This window comes from Rhizobium sp. N122 (assembly GCF_002211295.1).
GTDB lineage: Bacteria > Pseudomonadota > Alphaproteobacteria > Rhizobiales > Rhizobiaceae > Rhizobium.
In genome coordinates this window covers 22,844-46,893 of sequence record NZ_LOKU01000045.1, presented here as the reverse complement: position 1 = coordinate 46,893, position 24,050 = coordinate 22,844, and the positions used below count along the sequence as shown (strand labels likewise).

21 protein-coding genes and 1 pseudogene are annotated in these 24,050 nt (G+C 62.2%); 13 read left to right on the top strand and 9 right to left on the bottom strand.

The window, feature by feature from the left end; genetic code table 11:
* Positions 1-32 precede the first annotated feature (32 nt).
* Positions 33-1,457, bottom strand: a complete 1,425-nt coding sequence (locus tag ATY75_RS25025; protein ID WP_088939613.1) for a serine hydrolase — start codon at positions 1,455-1,457, stop codon at positions 33-35.
* 190 nt (positions 1,458-1,647) lie between these two features.
* Between ATY75_RS25025 and ATY75_RS25020 the strand changes: the two genes are divergently transcribed.
* The 5 genes and pseudogenes from ATY75_RS25020 to ATY75_RS25000 all read left to right on the top strand — a co-directional run bounded on the left by ATY75_RS25020 (position 1,648) and on the right by ATY75_RS25000 (position 6,832).
* Positions 1,648-2,892, top strand: coding sequence for a DUF3419 family protein (locus ATY75_RS25020; protein ID WP_088939612.1), 1,245 nt, complete (start codon positions 1,648-1,650; stop codon positions 2,890-2,892).
* Complete coding sequence (locus ATY75_RS25015; RefSeq protein WP_088939611.1) at positions 2,889-3,563, top strand: class I SAM-dependent methyltransferase; 675 nt, start codon at positions 2,889-2,891, stop codon at positions 3,561-3,563. Before ATY75_RS25020 ends, ATY75_RS25015 begins: the two co-directional genes overlap by 4 nt.
* A 127-nt stretch (positions 3,564-3,690) precedes the next feature.
* A complete protein-coding gene (locus ATY75_RS25010; protein ID WP_064839727.1) occupies positions 3,691-4,488 on the top strand; it encodes a GH25 family lysozyme in 798 nt (265 codons plus the stop codon).
* An 81-nt stretch (positions 4,489-4,569) separates the two neighbouring features.
* Complete coding sequence (locus ATY75_RS25005; RefSeq protein ID WP_088939610.1) at positions 4,570-5,796, top strand: lytic murein transglycosylase; 1,227 nt, start codon at positions 4,570-4,572, stop codon at positions 5,794-5,796.
* Between the two features lie 131 nt (positions 5,797-5,927).
* Positions 5,928-6,832 (top strand): annotated as a pseudogene (locus ATY75_RS25000) (DMT family transporter).
* Between the two features lie 457 nt (positions 6,833-7,289).
* Here ATY75_RS25000 and metF read toward each other — a convergent pair.
* From metF to ATY75_RS24980, 4 genes are all read right to left on the bottom strand, one after another.
* Positions 7,290-8,192, bottom strand: coding sequence for a methylenetetrahydrofolate reductase [NAD(P)H] (metF, locus tag ATY75_RS24995; RefSeq protein ID WP_088939609.1), 903 nt, complete (start codon positions 8,190-8,192; stop codon positions 7,290-7,292).
* Between the two features lies 1 nt (position 8,193).
* On the bottom strand, positions 8,194-9,219 hold the full coding sequence (locus ATY75_RS24990; RefSeq protein ID WP_088939608.1) for a metalloregulator ArsR/SmtB family transcription factor: 1,026 nt from the start codon (positions 9,217-9,219) through the stop codon (positions 8,194-8,196).
* A gap of 161 nt (positions 9,220-9,380) precedes the next feature.
* A complete protein-coding gene (gene ettA / locus ATY75_RS24985) occupies positions 9,381-11,030 on the bottom strand; it encodes an energy-dependent translational throttle protein EttA (RefSeq protein ID WP_088939607.1) in 1,650 nt (549 codons plus the stop codon).
* Between the two features lie 98 nt (positions 11,031-11,128).
* A complete protein-coding gene (locus tag ATY75_RS24980) occupies positions 11,129-11,869 on the bottom strand; it encodes a ribonuclease T2 (RefSeq protein WP_088939606.1) in 741 nt (246 codons plus the stop codon).
* A 157-nt stretch (positions 11,870-12,026) separates the two neighbouring features.
* Between ATY75_RS24980 and ATY75_RS24975 the strand changes: the two genes are divergently transcribed.
* Genes ATY75_RS24975 through ATY75_RS24960 form a run of 4 tightly spaced genes read left to right on the top strand, consistent with a single transcriptional unit; the run spans position 12,027 to position 16,815 of the window.
* On the top strand, positions 12,027-12,971 hold the full coding sequence (locus ATY75_RS24975) for an alpha/beta hydrolase (protein WP_088939605.1): 945 nt from the start codon (positions 12,027-12,029) through the stop codon (positions 12,969-12,971).
* 17 nt (positions 12,972-12,988) lie between these two features.
* Positions 12,989-13,945 (top strand): DMT family transporter, encoded by a 957-nt coding sequence (locus tag ATY75_RS24970; protein WP_088939604.1) that lies wholly within the window; start codon positions 12,989-12,991, stop codon positions 13,943-13,945.
* Positions 13,946-13,960: 15 nt separating this feature from the next.
* Positions 13,961-15,160: a CaiB/BaiF CoA-transferase family protein gene (locus ATY75_RS24965; protein WP_088939603.1), complete on the top strand. Its 1,200-nt coding sequence runs from the start codon at positions 13,961-13,963 to the stop codon at positions 15,158-15,160.
* On the top strand, positions 15,157-16,815 hold the full coding sequence (locus ATY75_RS24960; protein ID WP_088939602.1) for a thiamine pyrophosphate-binding protein: 1,659 nt from the start codon (positions 15,157-15,159) through the stop codon (positions 16,813-16,815). Before ATY75_RS24965 ends, ATY75_RS24960 begins: the two co-directional genes overlap by 4 nt.
* Before the next feature lie 39 nt (positions 16,816-16,854).
* Here ATY75_RS24960 and ATY75_RS24955 read toward each other — a convergent pair whose 3' ends face one another.
* The 3 genes from ATY75_RS24955 to ATY75_RS24945 form a co-directional block, all read right to left on the bottom strand.
* A complete protein-coding gene (locus tag ATY75_RS24955) occupies positions 16,855-17,199 on the bottom strand; it encodes a RidA family protein (protein ID WP_088939601.1) in 345 nt (114 codons plus the stop codon).
* Positions 17,200-17,272: 73 nt separating this feature from the next.
* The gene (locus ATY75_RS24950) at positions 17,273-17,611 is read right to left on the bottom strand and encodes a TIGR01244 family sulfur transferase (protein ID WP_088939600.1); all 339 of its coding nucleotides are present in this window, start codon (positions 17,609-17,611) and stop codon (positions 17,273-17,275) included.
* Positions 17,612-17,682: 71 nt separating this feature from the next.
* A complete protein-coding gene (locus ATY75_RS24945) occupies positions 17,683-18,522 on the bottom strand; it encodes a DUF4432 family protein (RefSeq protein ID WP_088939599.1) in 840 nt (279 codons plus the stop codon).
* 312 nt (positions 18,523-18,834) lie between these two features.
* On the opposite strand from ATY75_RS24945, the gene ATY75_RS24940 reads away from it, so the two are divergent.
* The 4 genes from ATY75_RS24940 (at position 18,835) to ATY75_RS24925 (ending at position 23,100) form a co-directional block, all read left to right on the top strand.
* Positions 18,835-20,226, top strand: a complete 1,392-nt coding sequence (locus tag ATY75_RS24940; RefSeq protein ID WP_088939598.1) for a L,D-transpeptidase — start codon at positions 18,835-18,837, stop codon at positions 20,224-20,226.
* A gap of 226 nt (positions 20,227-20,452) precedes the next feature.
* Entirely contained in the window at positions 20,453-21,421 is a 969-nt protein-coding gene (locus ATY75_RS24935; RefSeq protein ID WP_088939597.1) for an aliphatic sulfonate ABC transporter substrate-binding protein, read from the top strand.
* A gap of 82 nt (positions 21,422-21,503) precedes the next feature.
* Positions 21,504-22,343: an ABC transporter permease gene (locus ATY75_RS24930; protein WP_088939596.1), complete on the top strand. Its 840-nt coding sequence runs from the start codon at positions 21,504-21,506 to the stop codon at positions 22,341-22,343.
* A 1-nt stretch (position 22,344) separates the two neighbouring features.
* On the top strand, positions 22,345-23,100 hold the full coding sequence (locus ATY75_RS24925; RefSeq protein WP_088939595.1) for an ABC transporter ATP-binding protein: 756 nt from the start codon (positions 22,345-22,347) through the stop codon (positions 23,098-23,100).
* A 56-nt stretch (positions 23,101-23,156) separates the two neighbouring features.
* Here ATY75_RS24925 and ATY75_RS24920 read toward each other — a convergent pair whose 3' ends face one another.
* On the bottom strand, positions 23,157-23,855 hold the full coding sequence (locus ATY75_RS24920; protein WP_088939594.1) for a ParA family protein: 699 nt from the start codon (positions 23,853-23,855) through the stop codon (positions 23,157-23,159).
* Positions 23,856-24,050: the final 195 nt, after the last annotated feature.

Genomic DNA, 24,050 nt, shown 5'->3' with positions numbered 1-24,050 from the left:
CTCCCCCAGAAAAACGGCTTCAATGCTTCGGCCTATGGCCGCGGCCGGACCTGCCGCTCTGATCCGGCCTGCTGTTGCGGCATGCCCGATTGCGGCGACGCCGCCAGGACTGCCTTGAGAAGCGTCTGCGGCTGATAACCGAGCCAGCCCGGCGTCAGGCCAAGCCGAACGACGACGAGATTGGCGGACGGCACGATCGCCATGCTCTGCCCGTCATGCCCCGTCAGCCAGAACGTGTCCTCCGGCAGTCCGAATGCAGCACCCGAGCCGCCAGGCGCGAGCCACGCCTGGCCTTGCGTATACCTACCGTTCGATGCTGCTGTCGGCGTGCGCATGGCGCCGACGAACCCTTCCGGCAACAGCCGCCGGCCATTCCAGACGCCATCCTGCAGCAGGAACTGTCCGAAACGCGCCCAATCATGCGCAGTCGCATAGAGATAGGAGCTTCCGGCAAAGGTGCCGCGCGCGTCGAGTTCGAAGACGGCGCTGGTCATGCCGAGCGGGGAGAAGAGTGCGTCATGCGGATAGGAAAAGGCTGCCTGCGCATTGCCGACCCTGTCCATCCAGATGCGTGACAAGAGCGCCGCCGTGCCGCTCGAATAGCGGAACCGCTGCCCGGGTGCTGCCTCCATCGGCGCATTGGCCGGCAGCGAGACCATGTCTGGATCGAGATAGAGCATGCGCGTCACATCGGCGACGCTGCCGTAATCCTCATTGAAGGCAAGGCCGCTCTCCATGCCGAGCAGGTCGGAAACCTTGATCCTCGCACGCTGATCGTCCTTCCACTGTGCCATCAAGTGATCGTCGTCGAACGAGATCTTGCCGTCGAGCATCAGCCGGCCGAGGATGGCCGCGTTCACCGTCTTCGTCATCGACCAGCCGATCAGCGGCGTCTTCGACGAAAATCCGGGACCATAGGCTTCGGCGACGATACGGCCGTCGCGCACCACCACGATCGCCCGCATGGCCGGACCGGCAAATCGGGCATCGGCCAGCACCGCGGCGATCTTCGCGTCCGGCTGATTGCCGGTGCCCTCGCCTTGCGGCCACACCGCGTCATTCGCCTGCATTTTGGCCGGCGGATCGAACGGCACCGCGCCAATCGCCGCCTCGAAATTGCCGTCCGGCACGCTGGTGCATCCGAGAGCGCCGCGATAGAGCGCATAACTCGATGCGAACAGCCCCATGAAGCGCGCCGTCACCCGGCCGCTGTCACGCTCGACACCGACGCGCACCAGCCTCAGCAGCGGATTTCCCGGCGCCTGGACGTCGTCATGCAGCACATCGTCGGCATCCCGGCCGGCGACGAAGACATTGGAGCAGACGATCTTGGCGGCGTAGCCGTCCCCGACGCGCAAGAGCTCCGGCGGCCAGGCGAAGAGCCAGCCGGTCCCGGCAGCGATGATGAGAACCACAAGGAGAGCAAGCGCCTTCAGGACACGCAGCACAAATCGCATGGCATTCCTCCATGCCGGGAGAGAAGCAGGAATCGCACCTGTCGGAAAGGGGCCGGCGCGAAGTAGGCGCACCATTTCGATCACTCTTCATTGATGCCGGAGCCTTCCGAGAACGGCGCCCACAGCCCGCGTCATCAAACTGTAGCAGTGGCGCGCTACACGCCCTGAACGCTAAAAAGGTGACAGACTCATGTCAGAATTTGCACCGGATGCCGGCTTCCGCAAGAACCGGAAACTCAAGGACGCCCTTCTCCGCCACAAGGCTTTTTCGAAGGAAGGTTTCTCCGAGCGCCTCTTCGGCCTCCTCTTCTCCGGCCTCGTCTACCCGCAGATCTGGGAGGATCCGGATCTCGACATGCAGGCGATGGAGCTGAAGCCGAACCACCGCATCGTCACCATCGGCTCCGGCGGCTGCAACATGCTCGCCTATCTCTCCAAGGCGCCGGCCTCGATCGACGTCGTCGATCTCAACCCGCACCATATCGCGCTGAACCGCCTGAAGCTTACCGCCTTCAAGCACCTGCCGGATCATGTCGATCTCGTCCGCTTCCTGGCGATGCCGAACGAGAAGTCGAACAGCCGCGCCTACGACCTGCATCTCGCCGCCAAGCTCGACGACGCGACGCGCAGCTATTGGAACGGCCGCAAATTCGGCCGCCGCCGCGTCACCGTCTTCGACCGCAACATCTATGAAACCGGCCTGCTCGGCCGCTTCATCGGCGCAGCCCACCTTCTGGCCCGCCTGCATGGTGTCAAGCTGGGCGAGATGACCAAGACCCGCTCGATCCGCGAGCAGCGCCAGTTCTTCGAAGAGCAGATCGCGCCGCTGTTCGAAAAGCCGGTCGTTCGCTGGATCACCGGCCGCAAGAGTTCGCTCTTCGGCCTCGGCATTCCGCCGCAGCAATATGACGAACTTGCAAGCCTTGCCGCCGATCATTCGATCGCACCGGTGCTGAAGCACCGCCTGGAAAAACTCGCCTGTCATTTCCCGATGCGCGACAATTATTTCGCCTGGCAGGCCTTCGGCCGCCGCTACGGCACGGAAGAGGAAGGCCCGCTGCCGACCTATCTGAAGTCGGAACACTACGAGGTGATCCGCGCCAATGTCGACCGCGTCAACGTCCATCATGCAAGCTTCACCGAGCTTCTGGCCCGCGAGCCGGCCGCCTCGCGCGACCGCTACATCCTGCTCGATGCGCAGGACTGGATGACGGATGAGCAGCTGAACGACGTCTGGCGGGAAATCACCCGCACGGCACGCGACGGCGCCCGCGTGATCTTCCGCACCGCCGCCGAAAAAAGCATCATCGAAGGCCGCCTGTCTCCCTCGATCCGCGACCAGTGGGAATACTTCGAAGAGAAGTCGCGCGAGTTGACGGCGCTCGATCGCTCGGCGATCTATGGCGGCTTCCACATTTACGGGAAGAAGGCGTGAGCAAGGCCGGCACCGACACGGCAGGAAAGAGCGGCGAACATGCCAGCCTGATGGATGGCATGTACCGCTACCAGCGCCATATCTACGACCTCACCCGCAAATATTATCTCCTCGGCCGCGACAGCACGATCCGCAATCTCGACGTGCCCGAGGGCGGCACCCTGCTCGAAGTCGGTTGCGGCACCGGGCGCAACATGGCCTTCGCCCACAGGCATTTCCCGACTGCCAAGCTGTTTGGGCTCGACATTTCCCAGGAAATGCTGATCTCGGCGCGCAAGGCCTTCGCGACCAAGGCAACGATCCCGGATTTCCGCGTCGCCGATGCCACCGCCTTCACCCCGCGCGAATTCGGCGTCAGCGGCTTCGACCGCATCCTGATCTCCTATGCCCTGTCGATGATCCCGGATTGGGAGCGCGCCGTCGATGCATCGATCGCCGCACTCAACCCCGGCGGCCAGCTGCACATCGTCGATTTCGGCCAACAAGAAGACCTGCCCGGCTGGTTCCGCCGCATGCTGCAGTCATGGCTTGCAAAATTCCACGTCGCCCCGCGGCCCGATCTGCGCGAAGTCCTGGAAGCGCAAGCCCATGAAAATAACGCGAGATTGCTGTTCGACACCATCGGCGGCGGCTATGCCTGGCGGGCTGCCATTATCAGCAAGCGCTCATAATTCGCTTGAAACTAACCGATTTTTTACGTTGATATGGTGAAAAGAGGGTTATTCCTCTGCTGGACTCGTTTTTCTCGAAGGTCAGGCTGTGGGGCAAAGAGATCATTCGGTTCACGACGGGATACCCATGCGCCGGCTTTTGTTTTGCGTTCTGCCTTTGGCCATCCTGCTGGCTGGCTGCTCCTCCTCCGGTCATGACTATCTCGAAACCGCGTCGATAAAGCCGAAGACACGCTTCCAGGACACCGATCCGCAGGATTTCGGCCCGAAACATCCGCAGCAGAATGCGATCCATGGCATCGACATTTCCAAGTGGCAGGGCGATATCGACTGGAGCACGGTGAGGAGCTCCGGCGTCGCCTTCGCATTCATCAAGGCGACGGAAGGCAAGGACAGGGTCGACCCCCGCTTCGACGAATACTGGCGGGAAGCCCGCAACGCCGGCATCCCGCACGCGCCCTATCATTTCTATTATTTCTGCTCTTCGGCCGACGAACAGGCCGACTGGTTCATCCGCAACGTGCCGAAGGAGGCCATGCGCCTGCCGCCGGTGCTCGACGTCGAATGGAACGCCGAATCGAAGACCTGTCGCTATCGGCCCGGCCCGGAAACGGTACGCTCCGAAATGCAGCGTTTCATGGACCGGCTGGAGGCTTATTACGGCAAACGCCCGATCATCTACACTTCGGTCGATTTCCACCGCGACAATCTCGCCGGCTACTTCCAGGATTATCATTTCTGGGTCCGTTCGGTGGCGAAACACCCGGAAGTGACCTATTCCGACCGCCGTTGGGCCTTCTGGCAATATACCTCGACCGGCGTTATCCCCGGCATCAAGGGACCGACCGATATCAACGTCTTTGCCGGCAGTGCAAAGAACTGGAACAATTGGGTCGCGGCCGTTTCCAAGGATAGAAATTCTTAGTAACGTCTTTCCATGTTTCTTGCTTCCGTCACATTCCTCTGGGAAAGCGACGGACATCCATTTGATATAAGGACCGCATCCATGCACCGCTCGCTCGCAAGCCGCTCTGCACTCGCCCTTCTGTTTGCCCTCGCCCTTGCGGGCGGCGCAGCCGCCCAGCAGGCGCCTACAGCCGACCCTGCTGCCCCGGCAGCACCCTGCGGCGGCGATCTCACCGCCTTTCTTGAAGGCGTCAAGAAGGATGCAGTTGCCGCCGGCGCAAGCGCAGCAGCCGCCGACTCCGCCCTTGCCGGCGCCGAGATCGACCCCAAGGTTCTGAGCCGGGATCGGGCCCAGGGCGTCTTCAAGCAGACCTTCCTTGAATTCTCCCAGCGCACCGTCAGCCAGGCCCGCCTCGATATCGGCCGCCAGAAGATGAAGCAATATGCCGACGTCTTTGCCCGCGCCGAACAGGAATTCGGCGTTCCCGCCGGCGTCATCACCGCCTTCTGGGCGATGGAAACCGATTTCGGCGCCGTCCAGGGCGATTTCAACACCCGCAACGCCCTGGTGACGCTATCGCATGACTGCCGCCGCCCGGAACTTTTCCGCCCGCAGCTGATCGCCCTCATCGAGATGGTTCAACACGGCGATCTTGACCCCGCCACCAATACCGGCGCCTGGGCCGGCGAGATCGGCCAGGTACAAATGCTGCCGCGCGACATCATCGCCTACGGTATGGACGGCGACGGCGACGGCCATGTCCGCCTGAAGCAGAGCGGGCCGGACGCCATCCTGACGGCGGCGAAATTCATCCAGCACCTCGGCTTCGAGCGCGGCCAGCCCTGGCTGCAGGAAGTCACCCTGCCCGATAACCTGCCCTGGGAGAAATCCGGCCTCGGCGGCACGATGACGGCAGGCGAATGGTTCGCCCTCGGCGTCAAGCCGCGCGACGGCAATACCGCCTTCGGCAACCTCGAAGGCGACCTTGTTCTGCCGCAGGGCCGGATGGGACCGGCCTTCATCGCCTACCCGAATTTCAAGATCTATCTCGAATGGAACAAGTCGTTCATCTACACGACCTCGGCCGCCTATTTCGGGACCCGGCTTTCCGGCGCCCCGACCTATCTCAAGGGCGTGCCGGAACAGGGCCTCGCCAACGACCAGATGAAGACACTGCAGACCAAGTTGCAGTCGCTCGGCCACGATGTCGGCGAGATCGACGGTATCCTCGGCTCCGGCACGCGTGTCGCGATCCAGAAAGAGCAGCAGCGCCTCGGCATGCCGGCCGACGGCTGGGCGACGCCTGCCCTTCTCAACGCTCTCTGATCGCCGCCAGCACCTTACCGCCACCCGCTTCGCAAGAAACGGGTGGCGCGGTCCGCCGTCTGCGCTAAGCATGAGCCTGAAAGCTGGTGCCGGCTTTTGGCAACCGAGCGGCTTAAGGTGGAGAAACCGGTATGGACAGCAGAATGAATGCCTGGACCTGGGCCCTGCTGCTCCTGCTCGGGCTGATCTGGGGAGGCTCCTTCTTCTTTGCCCGCATTGCCGTCCAGCACGTGCCGCCGCTGACCCTTGTCTTCCTCCGGCTGCTGCTCGCCGCGCTGGCCCTGCACGTCTATATCGCCGGCCGCTTCGACGTCTATTCGATCCTCAAAGCCCGCTGGCGCGAATTCTTGATCCTCGGGCTGATCAACAATGCTCTGCCGCATGCGTTGATTTTTTTCGGCCAGACCCGCATCGGCGCCGGCCTTGCCGCGATCCTGAACGCGACGACGCCGATCTGGACGGTGCTGATTGCCAACTACTTCACATCCGATGAGAAGCTGTCCTCGGCAAAGATCGCCGGCTGCGTGGTCGGCCTCGCCGGAACGATCGTGCTGATCGGCCCCGGCCTGGCAGCTGGCGGCGAAGCGCCGCTCTGGGCTCTGCTGCTTCCCGTGCTTGCCGCCGTCTCCTATGGCTTTGCCGCCACCTACGGCAAGCGGTTCAAGGATGTTCCGGCACCGGTCACCGCGGCCGGCCAGTTGACGGCTCCTCGCTGATAACTCTGCCGCTGTCGTTGCTGGCCGATCGTCCCTGGACGCTTCCGATGCCGCCGGTCGATATTCTCGCCGCCGTGCTGGCGCTGGCGCTGGTATCGACCGCCTTCGCCTATATCCTCTATTTCCGGATCATGGCGGCGGCAGGTGCCACCAACGCCTCGCTCGTCACCTTGCTGGTGCCGCCGAGCGCCATCCTTCTCGGTGTGCTTTTCCTCGGCGAGAGGCTCACATCCGGCGAATTCGCCGGCATGGCGCTGATCGGTTTCGGCCTCGTCATTCTCGACGGCCGCGCCTATCGCCGGCTGGTGAAGACCACCTGATCTCAGTTTCGAATTCCGCGTGTTTTCAACCGCTTGCCGGTTCGCCATGTTTTCGGCGCATAGGTAAACCCGCAATCGCCGGATTTAACGGCATGTTAAAATCTGTGAACAAAAAATTATCGAATATAATCGATTAGTTTCAACGGCTTGCCGACAGGCTCTTCAACTTGTTCACCGCGCTCTTCTGCAGCGCAGCATAGAATTCGCTTTCCAACCGACATATTTCGGACATATTATCCACCGGTTAACGCGAGGAGACAGACATGGGACTCACGCAATCCTTGAATGTTCTGTTGGTCAGTGCAGCGTTTGCTTTCGTCTTGTCCATGCTCTTCATCTGAGCCGGCCGATGAAAGCGGAATGACTGGTAGTACCTGAACTCCCCTGATCAATCCGCCAATGAAAAAGCGCATGTCCCGCCCGACATGCGCTTTTTCACTTTTTTCAACCGTGTAGATCAGGCGGCCGCGCCCGCACTTTTTGCCGCCCGGCGGGAAAAGCCGAGATTGTCGAGCACGGCGGAAACCAGCGGCGCGCGGTTCATCGTGTAGAGATGGAACTCATTGATGCCGCGCCGGACGAGATCCTCGATCTGCTCGGCGGCGACATCGGCGGCGACTTTCGCCCGCTCCTCGGGCTTGTCGTCGAAGCCGGCGAAGCGTTCATCGAGGAAGGCCGGGATGATCGTGCCGCAGGCGCCGGCGAAACGCTTCAGCTGCGTCAGGTTCTGGATCGGCATGATGCCGGGCACAACCGGGATCGAGATCCCGGCAGCGCGCACCTTCTCCAGGTAGCGTTCGAAATTGTCGTTGTCGAAGAAGAACTGTGTCAGCGCCCGGTCGGCGCCGTTATCGGCCTTGCGCTTTAACATGTCGATATCGGCGGCCGTATCGCGGCTTTCCGGGTGTTTTTCCGGATAGGCGGAAACTGAAATCTCAAAATTGCCGACCGACTTGAGGCCGGCCACTAGCTCGGCCGCATTGGCATAGCCGCCGGGATGCGGCTGGTAGGGGGCGCCGGCGCCGCCGGGCGCATCGCCGCGCAACGCCACGAAATGCGTGACACCGACCTTGCGGAACGTCTCGATCATCTGGTGCGTCTCTTCCTTCGTCGCGCCGACGCAGGTGAGGTGCGAAGCGGTGGCAAGCGGCGTCTGCGACAGGAACCGCGTGACGGCGGTCAGCGTCGGCGCCTTGGTGGTGCCGCCGGCGCCATAGGTCACAGACACGAAATCCGGGTCCCAGTCCTGCAGCTTGCTGACAGTATCCCAGAGCTGCCCTTCCATCTCCTCCGATTTCGGCGGGAAGAATTCGAAAGAGATCCCGATATTGCGGCCGCGTGCCTCGTTATTCAAAGCCATGTCATACTCTCCCGGCAAATGTAGGTTCGGCGCCTTCGCTTAGTTGTGAAGCCATCAGGCGCCTTGGGTCGCGCGCGAGCCAGACGGTGACCGTCAATCCCTGCCCGCTTTGCTGCCCCGGATGAAGATCGACGACCTGCTCGACGTCGAGCCCGGCCCTGTGCAGCCAGTCGGATATCGCCTGGTGCGAGAAGCCGAGACGGACATGCGCATGCTCATCGCGGAGATATTCGAGCGCATGCGGCGCAAGGTCGATGACCACGAGCCGGCCGCCCGGCCGGAGCATGCGCGCCGCTTCGGTGATCGCAATCTCCGGCTGATCGAAGAAATGCAGCACCTGATGGATCGTCACCAGGTCGAAATCCTGGCCTTCGAACGGCAGGTTCAGGATATCGGCGTGGCGGACGGTCGCCTTGGTGATGCGGGACTTGTCGAGATTGGCGCGCGCCACGCTCAGCATGTCGCGGCTGGCATCCACACCGATCGCCCGGCGGTAAAGCCCGGAAAGAAGCTCGAGAATGCGGCCGGTCCCGGTGCCGAGATCGAGCAGCGAATCGATCGGCTGGTTGCCGAGCAGCCGGATGACGGCGGCATCGACCTCTTCGTCGGCCGCATGCAGGCGGCGAAGCTCGTCCCACTCAGCCGCGTTGCGGCTGAAATAGGCCTGTGCCCGCTCAGCCCTCTGGCGCTTGACCTGCGACAACCGCTCGCCGTCGCGAAGCACGGTCGGATCGTTCTCGGAGACATGCTTCAGCAATGCCCGCACCAGCATGGCCGCCTTTCCCTCCTGCTTGAGGCGGAAATAGGCCCAGGCGCCTTCCTGATAGCGTTCGATCAGTTCGGCCTCGCCGAGCAGCTTCAGGTGGCGGGAGATGCGGGGCTGGGATTGGCCGAGAATTTCGGTAAGATCGGTCACCGTCAGGTCGCCGCCGTCGAGAAGCGCCAGAAGACGCAGGCGCGTGGGCTCGCCGGCCGCCTTCATGACGTCCACCAGCGCATCCAGTCCAAGCTTCAAGGGTTCGCTCATCTTCGATCCAATCAAGATATAAAGATATCTTTATGTGATTTGATCAATGGTGACAAGCGGCAATTCGCACTTGAGCGAAATTGCCTGCTCAAATTGCGACAGGGCAGATGCGAAAAAGCCCCGGTAGAACCGGGGCTTGTCGACGGCGAAAACGGCTGCGATCAGCGTGTCAGGCGCTTATGGGCCTGGCTGCCCGGGTTGAGGGCATCGGGACCAAGGCGGCGGATCTTGTCCTGCTCATAATCCTCGAAATTGCCTTCGAACCATTCGACATGGCCTTCGCCTTCGAAAGCCAGGATGTGCGTCGCCAGGCGGTCGAGGAACATGCGATCGTGGCTGATGATGATGGCACATCCGGCAAAGGCCTCAAGCGCGCTTTCGAGCGCACCCAGGGTTTCCGTATCGAGGTCGTTGGTCGGTTCGTCGAGCAGCAGAACGTTGCCGCCGGCCTTCAGCATCTTGGCAAGGTGAACGCGGTTGCGCTGACCGCCGGAGAGGTTGCCGACCTTCTGCTGCTGATCGCCGCCCTTGAAGTTGAAGGCGCCGCAATAGGCGCGGGAGTTCATATCGAACTTGCCGAGCTTGATGACTTCGGCGCCGCCCGAGATTTCCTCCCAGACGGTCTTGCTGCCGTCAAGTGCGTCGCGGCTCTGGTCGACATAACCGAGATGGACCGTCTCGCCGATGCGGACAGATCCTGCATCCGGCTTTTCCTGGCCGGTGATCATGCGGAACAGCGTCGTCTTGCCGGCGCCGTTCGGGCCGATGATGCCGACGATGCCACCCGGCGGCAGCTTGATCGACAGGTCGTTGATCAGCGTGCGGCCTTCGAAGCCCTTGGTGATGCCTTCCATCTCGATGACCACCTGGCCGAGCCGCTCGCTGACCGGGATGATGATCTGGGCGTCGCCGGGACGCTGCTTTTCGGCCGCTTCCACCAGCTGTTCGTAGGACTTGATACGCGCCTTGGATTTGGCCTGACGGGCCTTCGGGCTGGAGGCGATCCATTCCTGTTCGCGGCTGATCGCCTTCTGGCGGCCTGCCTCTTCCCGGTTTTCCTGCTGCATGCGCTTGGCCTTGGCGAGCAGGTAGGCCGAGTAATTGCCTTCGTAGGGAATGCCGCGGCCGCGGTCGAGTTCGAGGATCCAGCCGGTGACGTTGTCCAGGAAGTAGCGATCGTGGGTGATCATCATCACGGCGCCCGGATAATCGCGCAAGTGCTTTTCGAGCCAGGCGATGGTCTCGGCGTCGAGATGGTTGGTCGGTTCGTCGAGCAGCAGCAGGTCCGGCTGCGAAAGCAGCAGGCGGCAGAGCGCGATACGGCGGCGCTCGCCACCGGACAGGCTGGTGACATCGGCATCGCGCGGCGGGCAGCGCAGCGCTTCCATCGCCATCTCGACCTGGCTTTCCAGATCCCAGAGGTTCTGGCTGTCGATGATGTCCTGAAGCTTGGCTCCCTCTTCCGCCGTCTCGTCGGAATAGTTCATCATCAGTTCATTGTAGCGTTCGAGCACCGCCGTCTTCGAGGCAACGCCCTCCATGACGTTTTCGAACACCGTCTTGTTGGGATCGATGTGCGGCTCCTGTTCGAGATAACCGACCGTGGCACCCTCGGCGAGCCAGGCTTCGCCGGTATACTCCTTGTCCTGGCCGGCAATGATGCGCAGCACAGTGGATTTACCGGCGCCGTTCGGCCCGAGAATACCGATCTTGGCATCCGGGTAGAAGGAAAGGTGGATGTTCTCCAGGATCTTCTTGTTGCCATAGGCCTTGTTGAGGCCGGACATATGATAGATGAACTGACGTGCCATGCTGCGCTGCTCCGGGCGGGAAACTTCGATCGTGCCGCTATGTAGGCGAAACAGCGCCTGCGGGCAACGCCGAAACCCGGTTTACGCAGGATTTCCGGTCAGAAGCCCGCAGCGTCGACGACACCCTCGTCGCAGCCGAACGTCGTTTTTCCCGCGCCCTGGATCAGATCGCCAAGCCCGGTGCTTTTCGCCGACGCCGCGCCGGCAGCTTCGGAAAGCCCGATCGTCAACCCGCTAATCATCTTGACATTGCCGGCCCGCCGGCAGCTCATCTTGACGCGGTCGCCGGCACCCGGCCCGAAACTCTTGTCGAAAGCCGCCTTGATCGCCTCGGCCTTGACCGGCTTGCCGATATTGGCGGCGAAGAGATCGCGCACGGCCGAGGTGTTGAGCGCGCCGACGAGATGCACGCCAACGCCGAAATAATCTTCGGCGCTCATTTTCGTGCAGGTGCCGTGCTTTACCCATTCATGCCGTTCCAGGCCGGATTGCGTGCCGGGCATCGCTTTTGCCAGCGCCGCCTGCGTTTCCGCCGACAGCGTGACCGCCGGCAATGTGTTCCACTTGCCGTCCTTGTCGGCGGCCTTCTGCTCGGCGCTCACGCCGCAGTAGTTCTGTCGCATCGGCCAAAGCCCGTGCAACGAAAAATTCGTCGCGTCGGGGCGCTCGCCGGTCTGGCTCGCACATTCGGCCTTCTTCTGGTTCGTCTGGCAAAAGGCCGGCTGCCAGCTTGCTGAAAGAATGAAGCGGGTTGTCCCGCCGCCCTCCTGCGCCAAAGCGGCGCCGGCAAGACCCATCGATACGGCGAACGCCGCGCTACGCAACTGCATGCTGCTCATTTCAACCCCCAAAAGAACAATACAGGAACAAATAAGCACGAAGATTAAAAGCCCGCAACCCTGAATCGCAGCAGGAACGCAATTTGTTATCGGATAGACCCGGAACCGGTGTTGCTTTTGGGCGGCAATCTGGTCTGTTGCCGCGAGGAGGATCCAGATGTTTTCTGAAACGCAATGGCTCGCCGCGCCGGGCGCGTCGCTCGCTTATCATCATGCCGAGGCCGCCGGCCCGGCCCGCGGCATCCTGTTGATATCACACGGCCTCGCCGAACATTCGAAACGCTATCGCGCTTTTGCCGAGACGATGGCGGCGCGCGGCTATCATGTCTACGCTCATGATCACCGCGGCCACGGCGAGACGACGGCGCCCGACGCGCCGATCGGCCGCTTCGCCCGGCGGGACGGCGTCGACAAAGTCATCGGCGACGTCCTTGCCATGCGCGCCCACGCGGCCTCCCGCCATCCCGACCTGCCGGTGATCCTCTTCGGCCATTCGATGGGGGGCCTGATTGCCCTCAATGCCGCCGTCACGGCGCCGGCCGATTTCGACGCCGTCGCCGTCTGGAATTCGAATTTCGCCGTCGGCCTTGCCGGCCCCGCCGCTCAGGCAATCCTGCTTGCCGAACGCATGCTGAAAGGCTCCGACGTGCCGAGCAGCCTGTTGCCGAAACTCACCTTCGCAGCCTGGGGAAAGTCGATTCCGGGCCGCCGCACCGAGTTCGACTGGCTGTCGCGCCGTCCCGATGAAGTCGACAAATATGTCGCCGACCCGCTCTGCGGCTTCGACGCTTCGGTTTCGCTCTGGCTCGATCTCTTCGAACTGACGTTTCGCGCGCCCAAGAAGCGCCATCTGGATCGGCTGCCCCGCGACCTGCCGATCCATCTCGTCGGCGGCGGAGAAGATCCGGCGACGGAGCGCGGAAAAGCCATCCTCTGGCTGTCAAACCATTTGAAAGCCCGCGGCTTCTCTCGTATCAGCACCGAGATCTATCAGGATATGCGGCACGAAACGCTGAACGAGATCGGCGCGGATGCTGCGACCGCCGCCTTCGCGGACTGGTGCGACGAGGCCGTCGCCAGATTGCAAACGGCAAGATTCTGAACCAGGGAGAGTCCGTCATGAGCAGCACCTCCGCCCGCACCGTTTCCTCAGCCTCCGAGGTGACGACCGGGCTTGCGCTGATGTTCCTTTCGGTGATGTTCTCGCCTTTGATCGATATCTACGCCAAGCTTGCCGTCGTCACCGTCCCTTCCGCCGAGGTCACCGCCGGCCGCTTCGTCGTGCAGGCGCTGTGCATGCTGCCGATCGTCATATGGCGGCGCAGTTTTGCCGATTTCTCCTGGCGCCAGAGCCTGTTCCATGCCATCCGCGGCTTGATCATCACCGTCTCGATGATCTCTTTCGTCACCACGCTGAAATACATGGCGGTCGCCGACGCGATTGCGATCTTTTTCGTCGAGCCGATCATGGTGACGATCCTCGGCGGCATCTTCCTCAAGGAGACGATCGGCTGGCGGCGCTATACCGCCTGCGGCGTCGGCTTTTTCGGGGCGATGCTGATCATCCAGCCGAGTTTCCAAGAGGTCGGCTATATCGCTCTCCTGCCCGTCCTCAGCGCGCTTTGCATCGCGATCTTCGTGCTGATGACCCGCGTCCTCTCGCATCGGGAAGATCCCTGGGCGATGCAGTTCCAGATGGGAATCTGGGGCCTCGTCTTCTGCACCCTCCTGCTTTTTGCCGGCGAAGGAAGCGGTTCCGATCTCTTCGATCCCGTCATGCCAGAAGGCAGCGCCTGGTTCTATCTCGCCGGCGTCGGCGCCATGGCCGCGATTGCGGGCATCTTCGGCGTTTATGCCTATCGCGCCGCACCCGCCTCGACGCTGGCGCCGCTGCAATATTTCGAAATCGTCTCGGCGACGATCTTTGCCTGGCTGGTTTTCGGCGACTTTCCGGATGCGATCAAATGGCTCGGCATCGCCATCATCATGGCATCGGGCTTGTACATCCTCTGGCGCGAGCGCCGCTTTGCTTCAAAGCCTGTATCCGATACATCTGAGGCGACGCTGGCGCCGTAAAACCGACGAGGGCATATGACGCAAACCACGAAAAACCCGCCGCTTGCAGGCATCCGGGTGATCGAGCTTGCCCGCGTGCTGGCCGGCCCGTGGGCGGGGCAGATGCTCGCCGATCTCGGCGCCGATGTCATCAAGGTCGAAAACCCCGACGGCGGCGACGATACCCGTCAATGGGGGCCGCCCTTCGTCGAAGGTACCGACGGCGAAAACCTCTCGGCCGCCTATTACCACGCCGCCAATCGCGGCAAACGTTCAGTCACCGCCGACCTGAAGAGCCCCGAAGGCCAGGATCTCGTCCGCCGGCTGGTTGCGTCAGCCGATGTGGTGATCGAGAATTTCAAGCTCGGCGGCCTCGTCAAATATGGGCTCGACTACGACAGCCTGCGCAAGGTGAACCCGAAGCTCGTCTACTGCTCGATCACCGGCTTCGGCCAGACCGGCCCCTATGCCAGCCTCGCCGGCTATGATTACATCGTCCAGGGCATGTCCGGCTTCATGTCGATCACCGGCGAGCCGGACGGCCAGCCGATGAAGGCCGGCGTTGCCATCGCCGACATCTTCACCGGCATCTATGCCGTCTCGGCGATCGAGGCCGCCCTGATCCACGCGCTCAAGTCGGGCGAAGGCCAGCACGTCGACATGGCCCTGCTCGACGTGCAATCGGCCGTTCTCGCCAATCAGAACATGAACTACCTGGTCTCCGGGGCCGCACCCACCCGCCTCGGCAATGCCCATCCGAATATCTCGCCCTATGAGGTCGTGCCGGCGGCGGACGGTTTTCTCATTCTCGCCGTCGGCAATGACGGCCAGTTCCGCCGCCTCTGCGCCATCCTCGGCCTTGATGCGATCGCCGGTGACGGGCGTTTCGCCACCAACAAGGCCCGCGTCGCCAATCGCGGCGAAGTCCGCCGTCTCGTCTCCACCGAGACGCTGAAATGGCAGAAGGCGGATCTGTTGAAGGCCTGCGAGGAGAATGGGGTTCCCGCCGGCCCGATCAACACGATCGAGGAGATGTTCGCCGACCCGCAGGTAAGGGCCCGCGGCCTGCGCATCGACCTTGCGGATGCCGCCGGCACCGTCATTCCGGGCGTCAGGACGCCGGTGGTACTGTCGGAGACGCCGCTGCATTACACCAGGCCGAGCCCGCGTCTCGGCGAACACACCGAAGAAATTCTGGCGGAACTCGCCGAGCGCGAGAGGAAGGTATCGTCATGAAGAAGAACGGCGGGGAACTGATCGTCGAGGCGCTGAAGGCGAACGGCGTCAAGCGTCTGTCCTGCGTGCCGGGCGAGAGTTTCCTCGCCGTTCTCGACGCGTTGCGCGACAGCGAGATCGACGTCGTCGTCTGCCGCCAGGAGGGCGGCGCGGCGATGATGGCGGATTGCTGGGGCCGGCTGACCGGTGAACCCGGAATCTGCATGGTCACCCGCGGCCCCGGCGCCACCAACGCCTCTGCCGGCCTGCATATATCCAAGCAGGATTCGATTCCGATGATCCTCTTCATCGGCCAGGTGCAGCGCGAAGCACGCGAGCGCGAGGCTTTCCAGGAGGTCGAATTCCGCCGCGCCTTTACCGAATTCGCTAAATGGGTGGGCGAGATCGACGATGCCGCCCGCATTCCCGAATTCGTCACACGCGCCTTTGCGATCGCAACCTCCGGCCGCCCCGGCCCTGTGGTGCTGACGCTGCCGGAGGACATGCTGCGCGACGAGGTCGAGGCACCCCGCGCCAAGCGCCATGTCGGCGTCGAGGCCCATCCCGGCCGCCGCCAGATCGACGATGTCTATGTCAGACTGCTGAAGGCCGAGCGGCCGCTGGTCATTCTTGGCGGCACGCGCTGGGATGCCGACGCCGTCGCCGATTTCGCCATCTTCGCCGAGCGTTTCCAACTGCCGGTCGGCTGCTCCTTCCGCCGGCAGATGCTGTTCGATCATCTCCATCCCTCATATGCCGGCGATGTCGGCATCGGCATCAATCCGGCGCTGGCAAAGGAGATCAAGGAGAGCGACCTGCTGATCCTGCTCGGCGGCCGCATGTCGGAAATGCCGTCCTCGTCCTATACGCTGATCGATATCCCCTACCCCCAGCAATCGCTGGTGCACGTCTATCCCGATCCTTCCGAACTGGGACGCGTCTACCGCCCGGATCTTGCCATCTGCGCCGCTCCTGCCGATTTCGTCGCGGCCCTTGCCGATCTCGAAGCGCCGGCCGAGCCGCATTGGCTAGAGCGCACGCAGCGCATGCACCAGGCCTATCTTTCCTGGTCGAAGCCGCCGGCGACAGGTCCTGGCCCGGTCCATATGGGGCCGATCATGGAGTGGCTGGAAGCCAATACCGGGCCGGACACGATCTTCACCAATGGCGCCGGCAATTATGCCACCTGGCTGCACCGCTTCCATCGTTTCCGCCGCTTCAACACCCAGGCCGCCCCCACCTCAGGCTCGATGGGTTACGGCCTGCCGGCCGCCGTCGCCGCCAAGCGGCTCTTTCCCGAGCGCGAGGTCATCTGCTTTGCCGGCGACGGCTGCTTCCTCATGCACGGCCAGGAATTCGCCACCGCCATCCGTTACGGCCTGCCGATCATCGCAATCGTCGTCAACAATGGCATGTACGGCACGATCCGCATGCACCAAGAGCGCGAATATCCCGGCCGCGTCAGCAGCACCGACCTGACCAACCCCGACTTCGCAGCCCTGGCCCGCGCCTATGGCGGCCATGGCGAAACGGTGGAAAGCACCGAGCAATTCGCCCCCGCCTTCGAGCGGGCGCGCGAAAGCGGCAAGCCGGCAATCATCGAAGTCAAACTCGATCCCGAGGCAATCACGCCGACACGCACGCTGTCGGAAATCGCGCAAACAAAAAGCCGGTAGGTTTCCCAACCGGCTTTCAAAGACAGAACGACCGCTACGTCAGTCGATCGCGGCCGTGACGATGAACTCGACCTTGTACTTCGGCGCTGCGAGCTTGGCTTCGCTGGTGGCGCGGGCCGGCGGGTTGGCCGGATCGATCCAGGCTTCCCAGGCGGCGTTCATCTCGGCGAAATAGGCGATGTCGGAGAGATAGACGAGGGTCTGCAGGATCTTCGACTTGTTGCTGCCTGATGCAGCGAGCAGACGGTCGACTTCGGCAAGCGCGGACTTGCACTGATCGGTGACGCTCTCGCCCTCGCCGACCTGGCCTGCGAGATAAACCGTGTTGCCGTGAATGACGGCGCCGCTCATGCGCGCGCCGACGTCGATACGCTTAATGCTCATCATAGTCTCCTGAGTGAATGGCAAGATGGCGGCGCTGCGATGCAGCGCCGGAAAATCGGCAGCCGGACGGGGCCTAGCTGCGGATATGGTGGGTCTTCTGGTAGATCGCCGTCGAGCGGGCGCCGGAGCGGCAATAGCCGAGCATCGGCCGCGGGAATTCGTCGAGCGCATCGACCATGCCCTGCACGGCTTCCTCGGTCACGCCCATCGGCCCGACCGGCACATGGCTGATCTCGAGACCAAGTTCCTTGGCGCGCGCCTCGATGACGGAGAACGACGTCTGATCGGGGCTTTCATGATCGGGGCGGTGGCAGACGATCGATTTGAACCCCAGCGCCTTGATCTCGTCGAGGTCATCGGGCGTGATCTGACCCGAAACCGAATATTCATCGTCGATCTGGCGAATATCCATCGTCCTGTCTCCTCAAAAATCGTGGGCTGAAGGTCTACGACGCAGCTTGGCAAGCGTCAACAAGACTTCGCTCACACGAAGGCAAAGCTCAGCCCATAGCTGCGGCTCTCGCCTGATGCCAGCATGTTGAATTCGCCGGCCGCCTGAAGCTCGTCGCGCGTGACCCAGCGATGCGAGACCGGCTCGATGCCGATAATATGGGCCGGCGCCTTCTGGTTTCGCCAGACCTGCAGATAAGGCAGCGTGTCGGCGCGGAAACGCACGCGGAGCGTCCTGCCGCCGATCGCGGCGATCGGCCCGAGGCGGACTTCCGCCAAGCCCTGCTCCGTTCCCGGCGCCTCAACGCAGAAGATGCCGCCCGGCTCCTCGCCGAATGTCCAGGGAAAACCGCCATTCTCCAGCATTCGGCCTTCCAGCCGCGTGCCCTCGTCCAGCCATTTGCCGCCGGTGTTCATGTGATACATCAGGAAGGTCGGCACCGTCCGGTCGCTGGTATTGACCACCCGGTCGTCGAGCCGCACCTCGCCGGTCGCCCCGTCGATCCGCCACAGCCGCTCGATGCGCTGCGGCAGTCCCTCGACGGTCACGATGTCGATATCGGCGCGGCATTCGGCGTTGCCGTTCTCGTATTTCGTCCACAGCACCTGTGCAGCATGGCCGGAGGCCGATCCGTGCAGCGGATAGACCTTGCCGTCGGCACGGCCGGCGATCGGCTGGCGATGGCGGATATGGTCCGGTCCGCAGGTGAACAGGAAACCTTCGAGCGAATGATCGATTCGCGGATCGCCGTCGTCGGGAATGGCGCGCTTCGGGGCGATATCGACGCCGCCGACGATGCATCCGCCGATATCCAGCACCGATGTTTCGTCGAGCATCAGGCGCGGTCCGCTTGCAGCGGCAAAGTCGATCATCGCAGTCTCCTCAGGAGGTTGTCGGCCCCTTAGAGCGGCGTGCGTCCTTTCGGACGCACAAAGGACGCTCTAACACTTTCAATGCGCTAGCGTTAGGTTTTGCGCCGTCTTTCGTCAATCGAACCCTTTTCCTCTCTTGCGCTTTTGCCGCAACCATGGATTTTGCGGAACTGACACGGAGACGCAAACGTTTATGAGGAAAAGGAAATCTTAGTGATTTTCATATTTTGTTCAGCACGGTTTCATAAATTCCACACTAGCGTCAAAATTCGCAGGTGTGTGTCGGCCTAGTCACTGTTCGAGGTGTGAGACGTGAATCGTTTTTTAAAGTCGGCATTTTCGCTTGCGGCCGTGCTGGCAGCCATTGCGGCTGCAGCACCGGAGGCTGGCGCGCAGCAGTTCCGTGACCGCCGCCAGAGCGATGTCGTGCTCGTCACCCCGAGCGGCGAAATCCTCGACTATGTCCCGCGCGGCTATATTTACGCCCGCGACCGCAGCGGCAACCGCGTGCTGATCGACGACTACGGCAATGTCGTCGCCACCGAAATGCGCGCCCGCGGCTACTATCCGCCGCGGCCTGGCCCGCGCGAGGTCTATGCCGACCAGAACGGCAACGATCCCTATTACGCCGACGATGGCGACACGCGTTATTCCGAGCGCGGTGCGGTCACCGGCGGCATCCCGCGCGATGCGGCGATCGAACGTCAACCGCTCGGCGAGCAGCCCTATCCCGAGGATAACAGCATCGGCAATCCGCAGTCCGGCGACGATTATGCCTCGATCGATCCCGACCAGCAGATCCCACCCGCCGACGCGCCCAAGGCCGCGCCGGATGAACCCGTGATCACGCTGAAGAACAAGTCGAAGCCGGAGATCGTCGCGCTGCAGGTCTTCCTCGATCGCGCCGGCATCTCGCCCGGCGTCATCGATGGCCATATGGGCTCGAACGTCACCAAGTCGGTCTACGCCTATGACCAGATGACCGGCTCCAAACTCGACCCGAACGACACCGACGCCATTCTGGAAGAGCTGCGCATGAACGGCGGCCTGCCGGTCGTCAGCTACACGATCACGCCCGCCGATGCCGCCGGCCCCTACGTCGCCGAGATCCCGGAAGACTATTCGCATAAGGCGCTGCTGCCGTCGCTGGCCTATACATCGATTACCGAAATGCTGGCCGAGCGCTTCCACATGGACGAGGCCTTCCTCAAGGAGATGAACCCCGGCGCCGATTTCAGCGTCCCAGGCACCGTCATCAAGGTCGTCAATCCGGGCGAGCCGAAGAGCGGCGAGGTTGCCCGCATCATCGCCGACAAGGGCCGCAAGCAGGTCTTCGCCTATGATAATGGCGGCAATCTCATTGCCGCCTATCCGGCATCGATCGGCTCCACCGACACACCCTCGCCGTCGGGCACCGTGACGGTCGAGCGCGTCGCCTTCAATCCCGGCTATACCTACAATCCGAAGATCAATTTCCAGCAGGGCGCCAACGACAAGATCCTCAACATTCCGCCCGGCCCGAACGGCCCCGTCGGCACCGTCTGGATGGCGCTCTCCAAGCCGACCTACGGCATCCACGGCACGCCCGAGCCCTCCAAGATCGGCCGCACACAGAGCCACGGCTGCATCCGCCTGACCAATTGGGATGCCACCGAGCTTGCCAAGATGGTCAAGCCGGGAGTGACGGTCGAATTCGTCGATTGATCGGAATGTGACGCCAGGCGGAATGAAGCCTGGTGAGGAACCATATCGGAGGGCCGGGATTGACCGCAGCGCGGTCGATCCCGGCCCTTCTTTTTTGACACAACAATCTAGCGGGAGCCGCTGCGGCAGTTCAAATTTGCTCCCCCGTTTCAAAGTTTGGAACCTGAAAGCGCGCAAAAAGCCATTAAATCTGTAGATTTAACCACATAACAATTTTGGAGGTCGTATGAAATCGTTTGTTCGCTTGGCTTTGAGCCTGTTCGCGGGTTTGGTCGCAGTCGGCACGGCGCGGGCTGCCGATATCTCGGAAATTCGCGTGGACTGGGCGACCTACAACCCGGTCAGCCTTATCCTGAAGGATGAAGGCATCCTGGAAAAGGAATTCGAAAAGGATGGGATCAAGATCACCTGGGTCCAGTCCGCAGGCTCCAACAAGGCCCTCGAATTTCTGAATGCCGGTTCCCTCGACTTCGGCTCGACCGCGGGTGCCGCCGCATTGATCGGTCGCGTCAACGGCAATCCGATCAAATCCATCTATGTCTATTCGCGGCCGGAATGGACCGCACTGGTAACCCGCAAGGATACCGGCATCGCTAAGGTCGATGACCTCAAGGGCAAGTCCATCGCCGTGACGCGCGGCACCGATCCGCACATTTTCCTGGTGCGCGCGCTTGCCGATGCAGGTCTCACCGAAAAGGACGTGTCGCTCGTCTTGCTGCAGCATGCCGACGGCCGCCTTGCGCTGAAGCGCGGTGACGTCGATGCTTGGGCGGGCCTCGATCCGATCATGGCCTCCGCCGAGATCGAAGATGGCGATGTGCTCTTCTATCGCAAGCCGGAGAACAACAGCTGGGGCGTTCTCAACGTGCGTGAGGAGTTCGCCGCCGCGCATCCCGAGATCGTCAAGCGCGTTCTAGCCTCCTATGAGAAGGCCCGCAGCGAGGCTTTGAAAGACCCGGCCAAGCTGAAAGCCGCCCTCGTTGCCTCCACCAGGCTGCCCGATAGCGTCATCGAGCGCCAGTTGGAGCGCACCAACCTCGGCTATTCCGTGATCGGCGATTCCCAGCGCGAAACGATCGAGGCTGCGGGTCTTGCTCTTCAGAAGGCAGATGTCATCAAAGCCGACGTCGATGTCAAACAGACCGTGTCGGCGTTGATCGACCCCAGCTATGCCTCCGCCGCGCTGGGCCAATAAAGCCACAATGCATGTCGCCCGGAAGTGTACAGCGGTTCCGGGAGAACGACATGCATCAACACGAAAAACTAAAGGCATTCCCATGTCGTTGGTAGACATCGCGCTGTCATGGCGCAAGAGCGAAACCACAAAAGAGACCCGGCAGCGCCGGGTCTCGCCTTTCGATCATCCGATCGTTGGGATCGCGTTTCCAGTTGCCCTGTTTGCCGCCTGGGAGATCCTGGTCCGTGCGGGAGTGGTCGGGGGTCGTCTGATGCCTCCGCCCTCGAAAATTCTCTCTACGGTCTATACGCTGGCCGCATCAGGAGATCTGACAACACATGTGGGTGCGACGCTGCGCAGAGTGGCGATCGGTTTTGCCTTCGGGTCTCTGGCGGGGACGGTGCTCGGAGCGCTGACCGGCTACTCCAAATTGCTTGCACGCCTGCTCGATCCGACCCTGCAGGCGCTGAGAGCCATTCCGTCGATTGCCTGGGTGCCGCTGTTCATCCTGTGGTTCGGTATTTTCGAAGCCTCCAAAGTCGCCCTGATCGGGGTCGGCGTCTTCTTCCCGGTCTATCTCGGCGTCTATGGCGCCGTCGTCGGCGTTGACAGGCGCATCGTCGAGGTCGGCCGCGTCTTCCGGCTGTCCGGCTTCGACCTCATTCGCCTGATCTTGCTGCCGGCAGTTCTACCCGACTATATCCTTGCCCTGCGCGCGGGCCTGGGTCTCGGTTGGATGTTCGTCGTCGCAGCGGAATTCATGGGCGCGTCGGAGGGGCTGGGCTATCTGCTTGTGGATGGTCAGCAACTCGGCAAACCGGATCAGATCCTCGCCGCTATCTTGATCTTTGCCATTGTCGGCAAGGCGACCGACAGCCTGCTTCTGATCGCAACCGCGCCGTTTCTGCGCTGGCGTGACAGCCATGCGAGCGGGATTTGACATGCTCGACATTCGTTCGCTATCCAAGATTTACCCCAATGGAACGCATGCGCTGCAAGACTTTTCCCTGAGCGTCGAAAAGGGGGAACTGATCGCAGTCGTCGGCGGATCGGGCTGCGGCAAGAGCACTCTCCTGCGGCTGTTGTCGGGGCTCGAAGCCCCCACCCAAGGCGAGATCAGCCTGGAGGGACGGCGGCTGACGGAGCCGGACGCGCTCGTGAATATCGTTTTCCAGGAGCCTCTGCTTTTTCCCTGGCTGACGGTCGCGGGTAACATCGGTTTCGGCCTGCGTCATCTGGCAAACGGCGAACGCGAGGAACAGGTATCGGCGGCCCTCGAGAAAATCGGCCTTGCCGGCTACGAGGGACGCTGGATCAAAGAATTGTCCGGCGGGCAGGCTCAGCGTGTGGCCTTGGCGCGCGCGCTCGTGACGAAACCGTCCGTGCTTCTCTTGGATGAACCCTTCTCGGCCCTCGATGCGATGACGCGCGCCGAACTCCAGGATCATCTGATCGATCTATGGCGTTTGAATGCCACGACGATGCTGCTGGTCACCCACGATATCGAAGAGGCCGCGTTTCTCGCCGATCAGGTCGTCGTGATGTCTCCTTGGCCGGGCCGCATTCTCGAAGTGGTCGATGTGGGCTTGCCCCGGCAACGCAATCGCATGTCGGACGAATTGGCCGCAGTCAAAAGACGTCTTTCCGATCTCCTGGCACATTCTCTCAACAATGGCGTCCGCACGGCACGTGGCTAAAAACGAAATGCGTCGCGGGCGAACCGGACGCATTTCGTCTGAGGAGGCGGAATCTGTCAGGCCGCCGTCGCCATGCGGGGCGATGCCGTCAGCCTGACCGGCAGTTTGCTCATAATTTCCTCGGCGAAACAGGTCGCGTTCTCACGCGCCTTGTCGAGATTGCTGACGCGTGCGGGATCGATCGTGTGCAGTGTGCCGCCACAGTCGAAGATGTCGCGGAAGGCCGAGCGTTCGATGATCGCGGTATCCAGCACCGGCACGTGCCGCTCGCTGAGCAGCGACTTGACGAGCTGCAGCGCCCTTGTCGTCACCATCGAGTTGACGCGGGTCAACACCACCGAATGCCCGATCTTGATGCCTGCCTTCTCGTCCAGATATTGCAGCAGTTCGAGCACCTGTGCGCCGCCGCGCGCGTCCATTGCGCAGCCCTGGATCGGGATCAGCACATGGTCGGAAAGGCCGACGGCGGTGGCAAGCAGCGGATTGCGCGCACCCGGCAGGTCGACGATGAAATAGTCGGTATTGTGCTTGTTCTCGCTGATATGCAGCGGCAGCGAGGCGGTGGTCACGAAATCGATCACCGAAATATTGGGTACGTGACCCGAGATCTCGTGCCAGCGCGAAATCCAGTGCTGCGGATCGGCGTCGAGAATGGTGACGCGGTAACCCTTGCGGGCAAGCTCGGTGGCGAGCAGGAGAACAGCGGTGGTCTTGCCGGCGCCGCCCTTGGTGTTTGCGAATGTGATGACAGGCATGTTCAGTCCTCGGAAGGAAATGGTGCGAGCCGGAATCGCTCTTTTACGCACCATCGAGCATCGTGCGGTTAATCCATCCTTTCTAATCATGGTTAACAAATTCCAAACACGCGCGCCGAAATTGCAGCCGGTATTTTTCACATCCCTAAAATTGGGGATGTCGCTAGAATGAAAGAAGCCCGGAAAGCAGGCTTT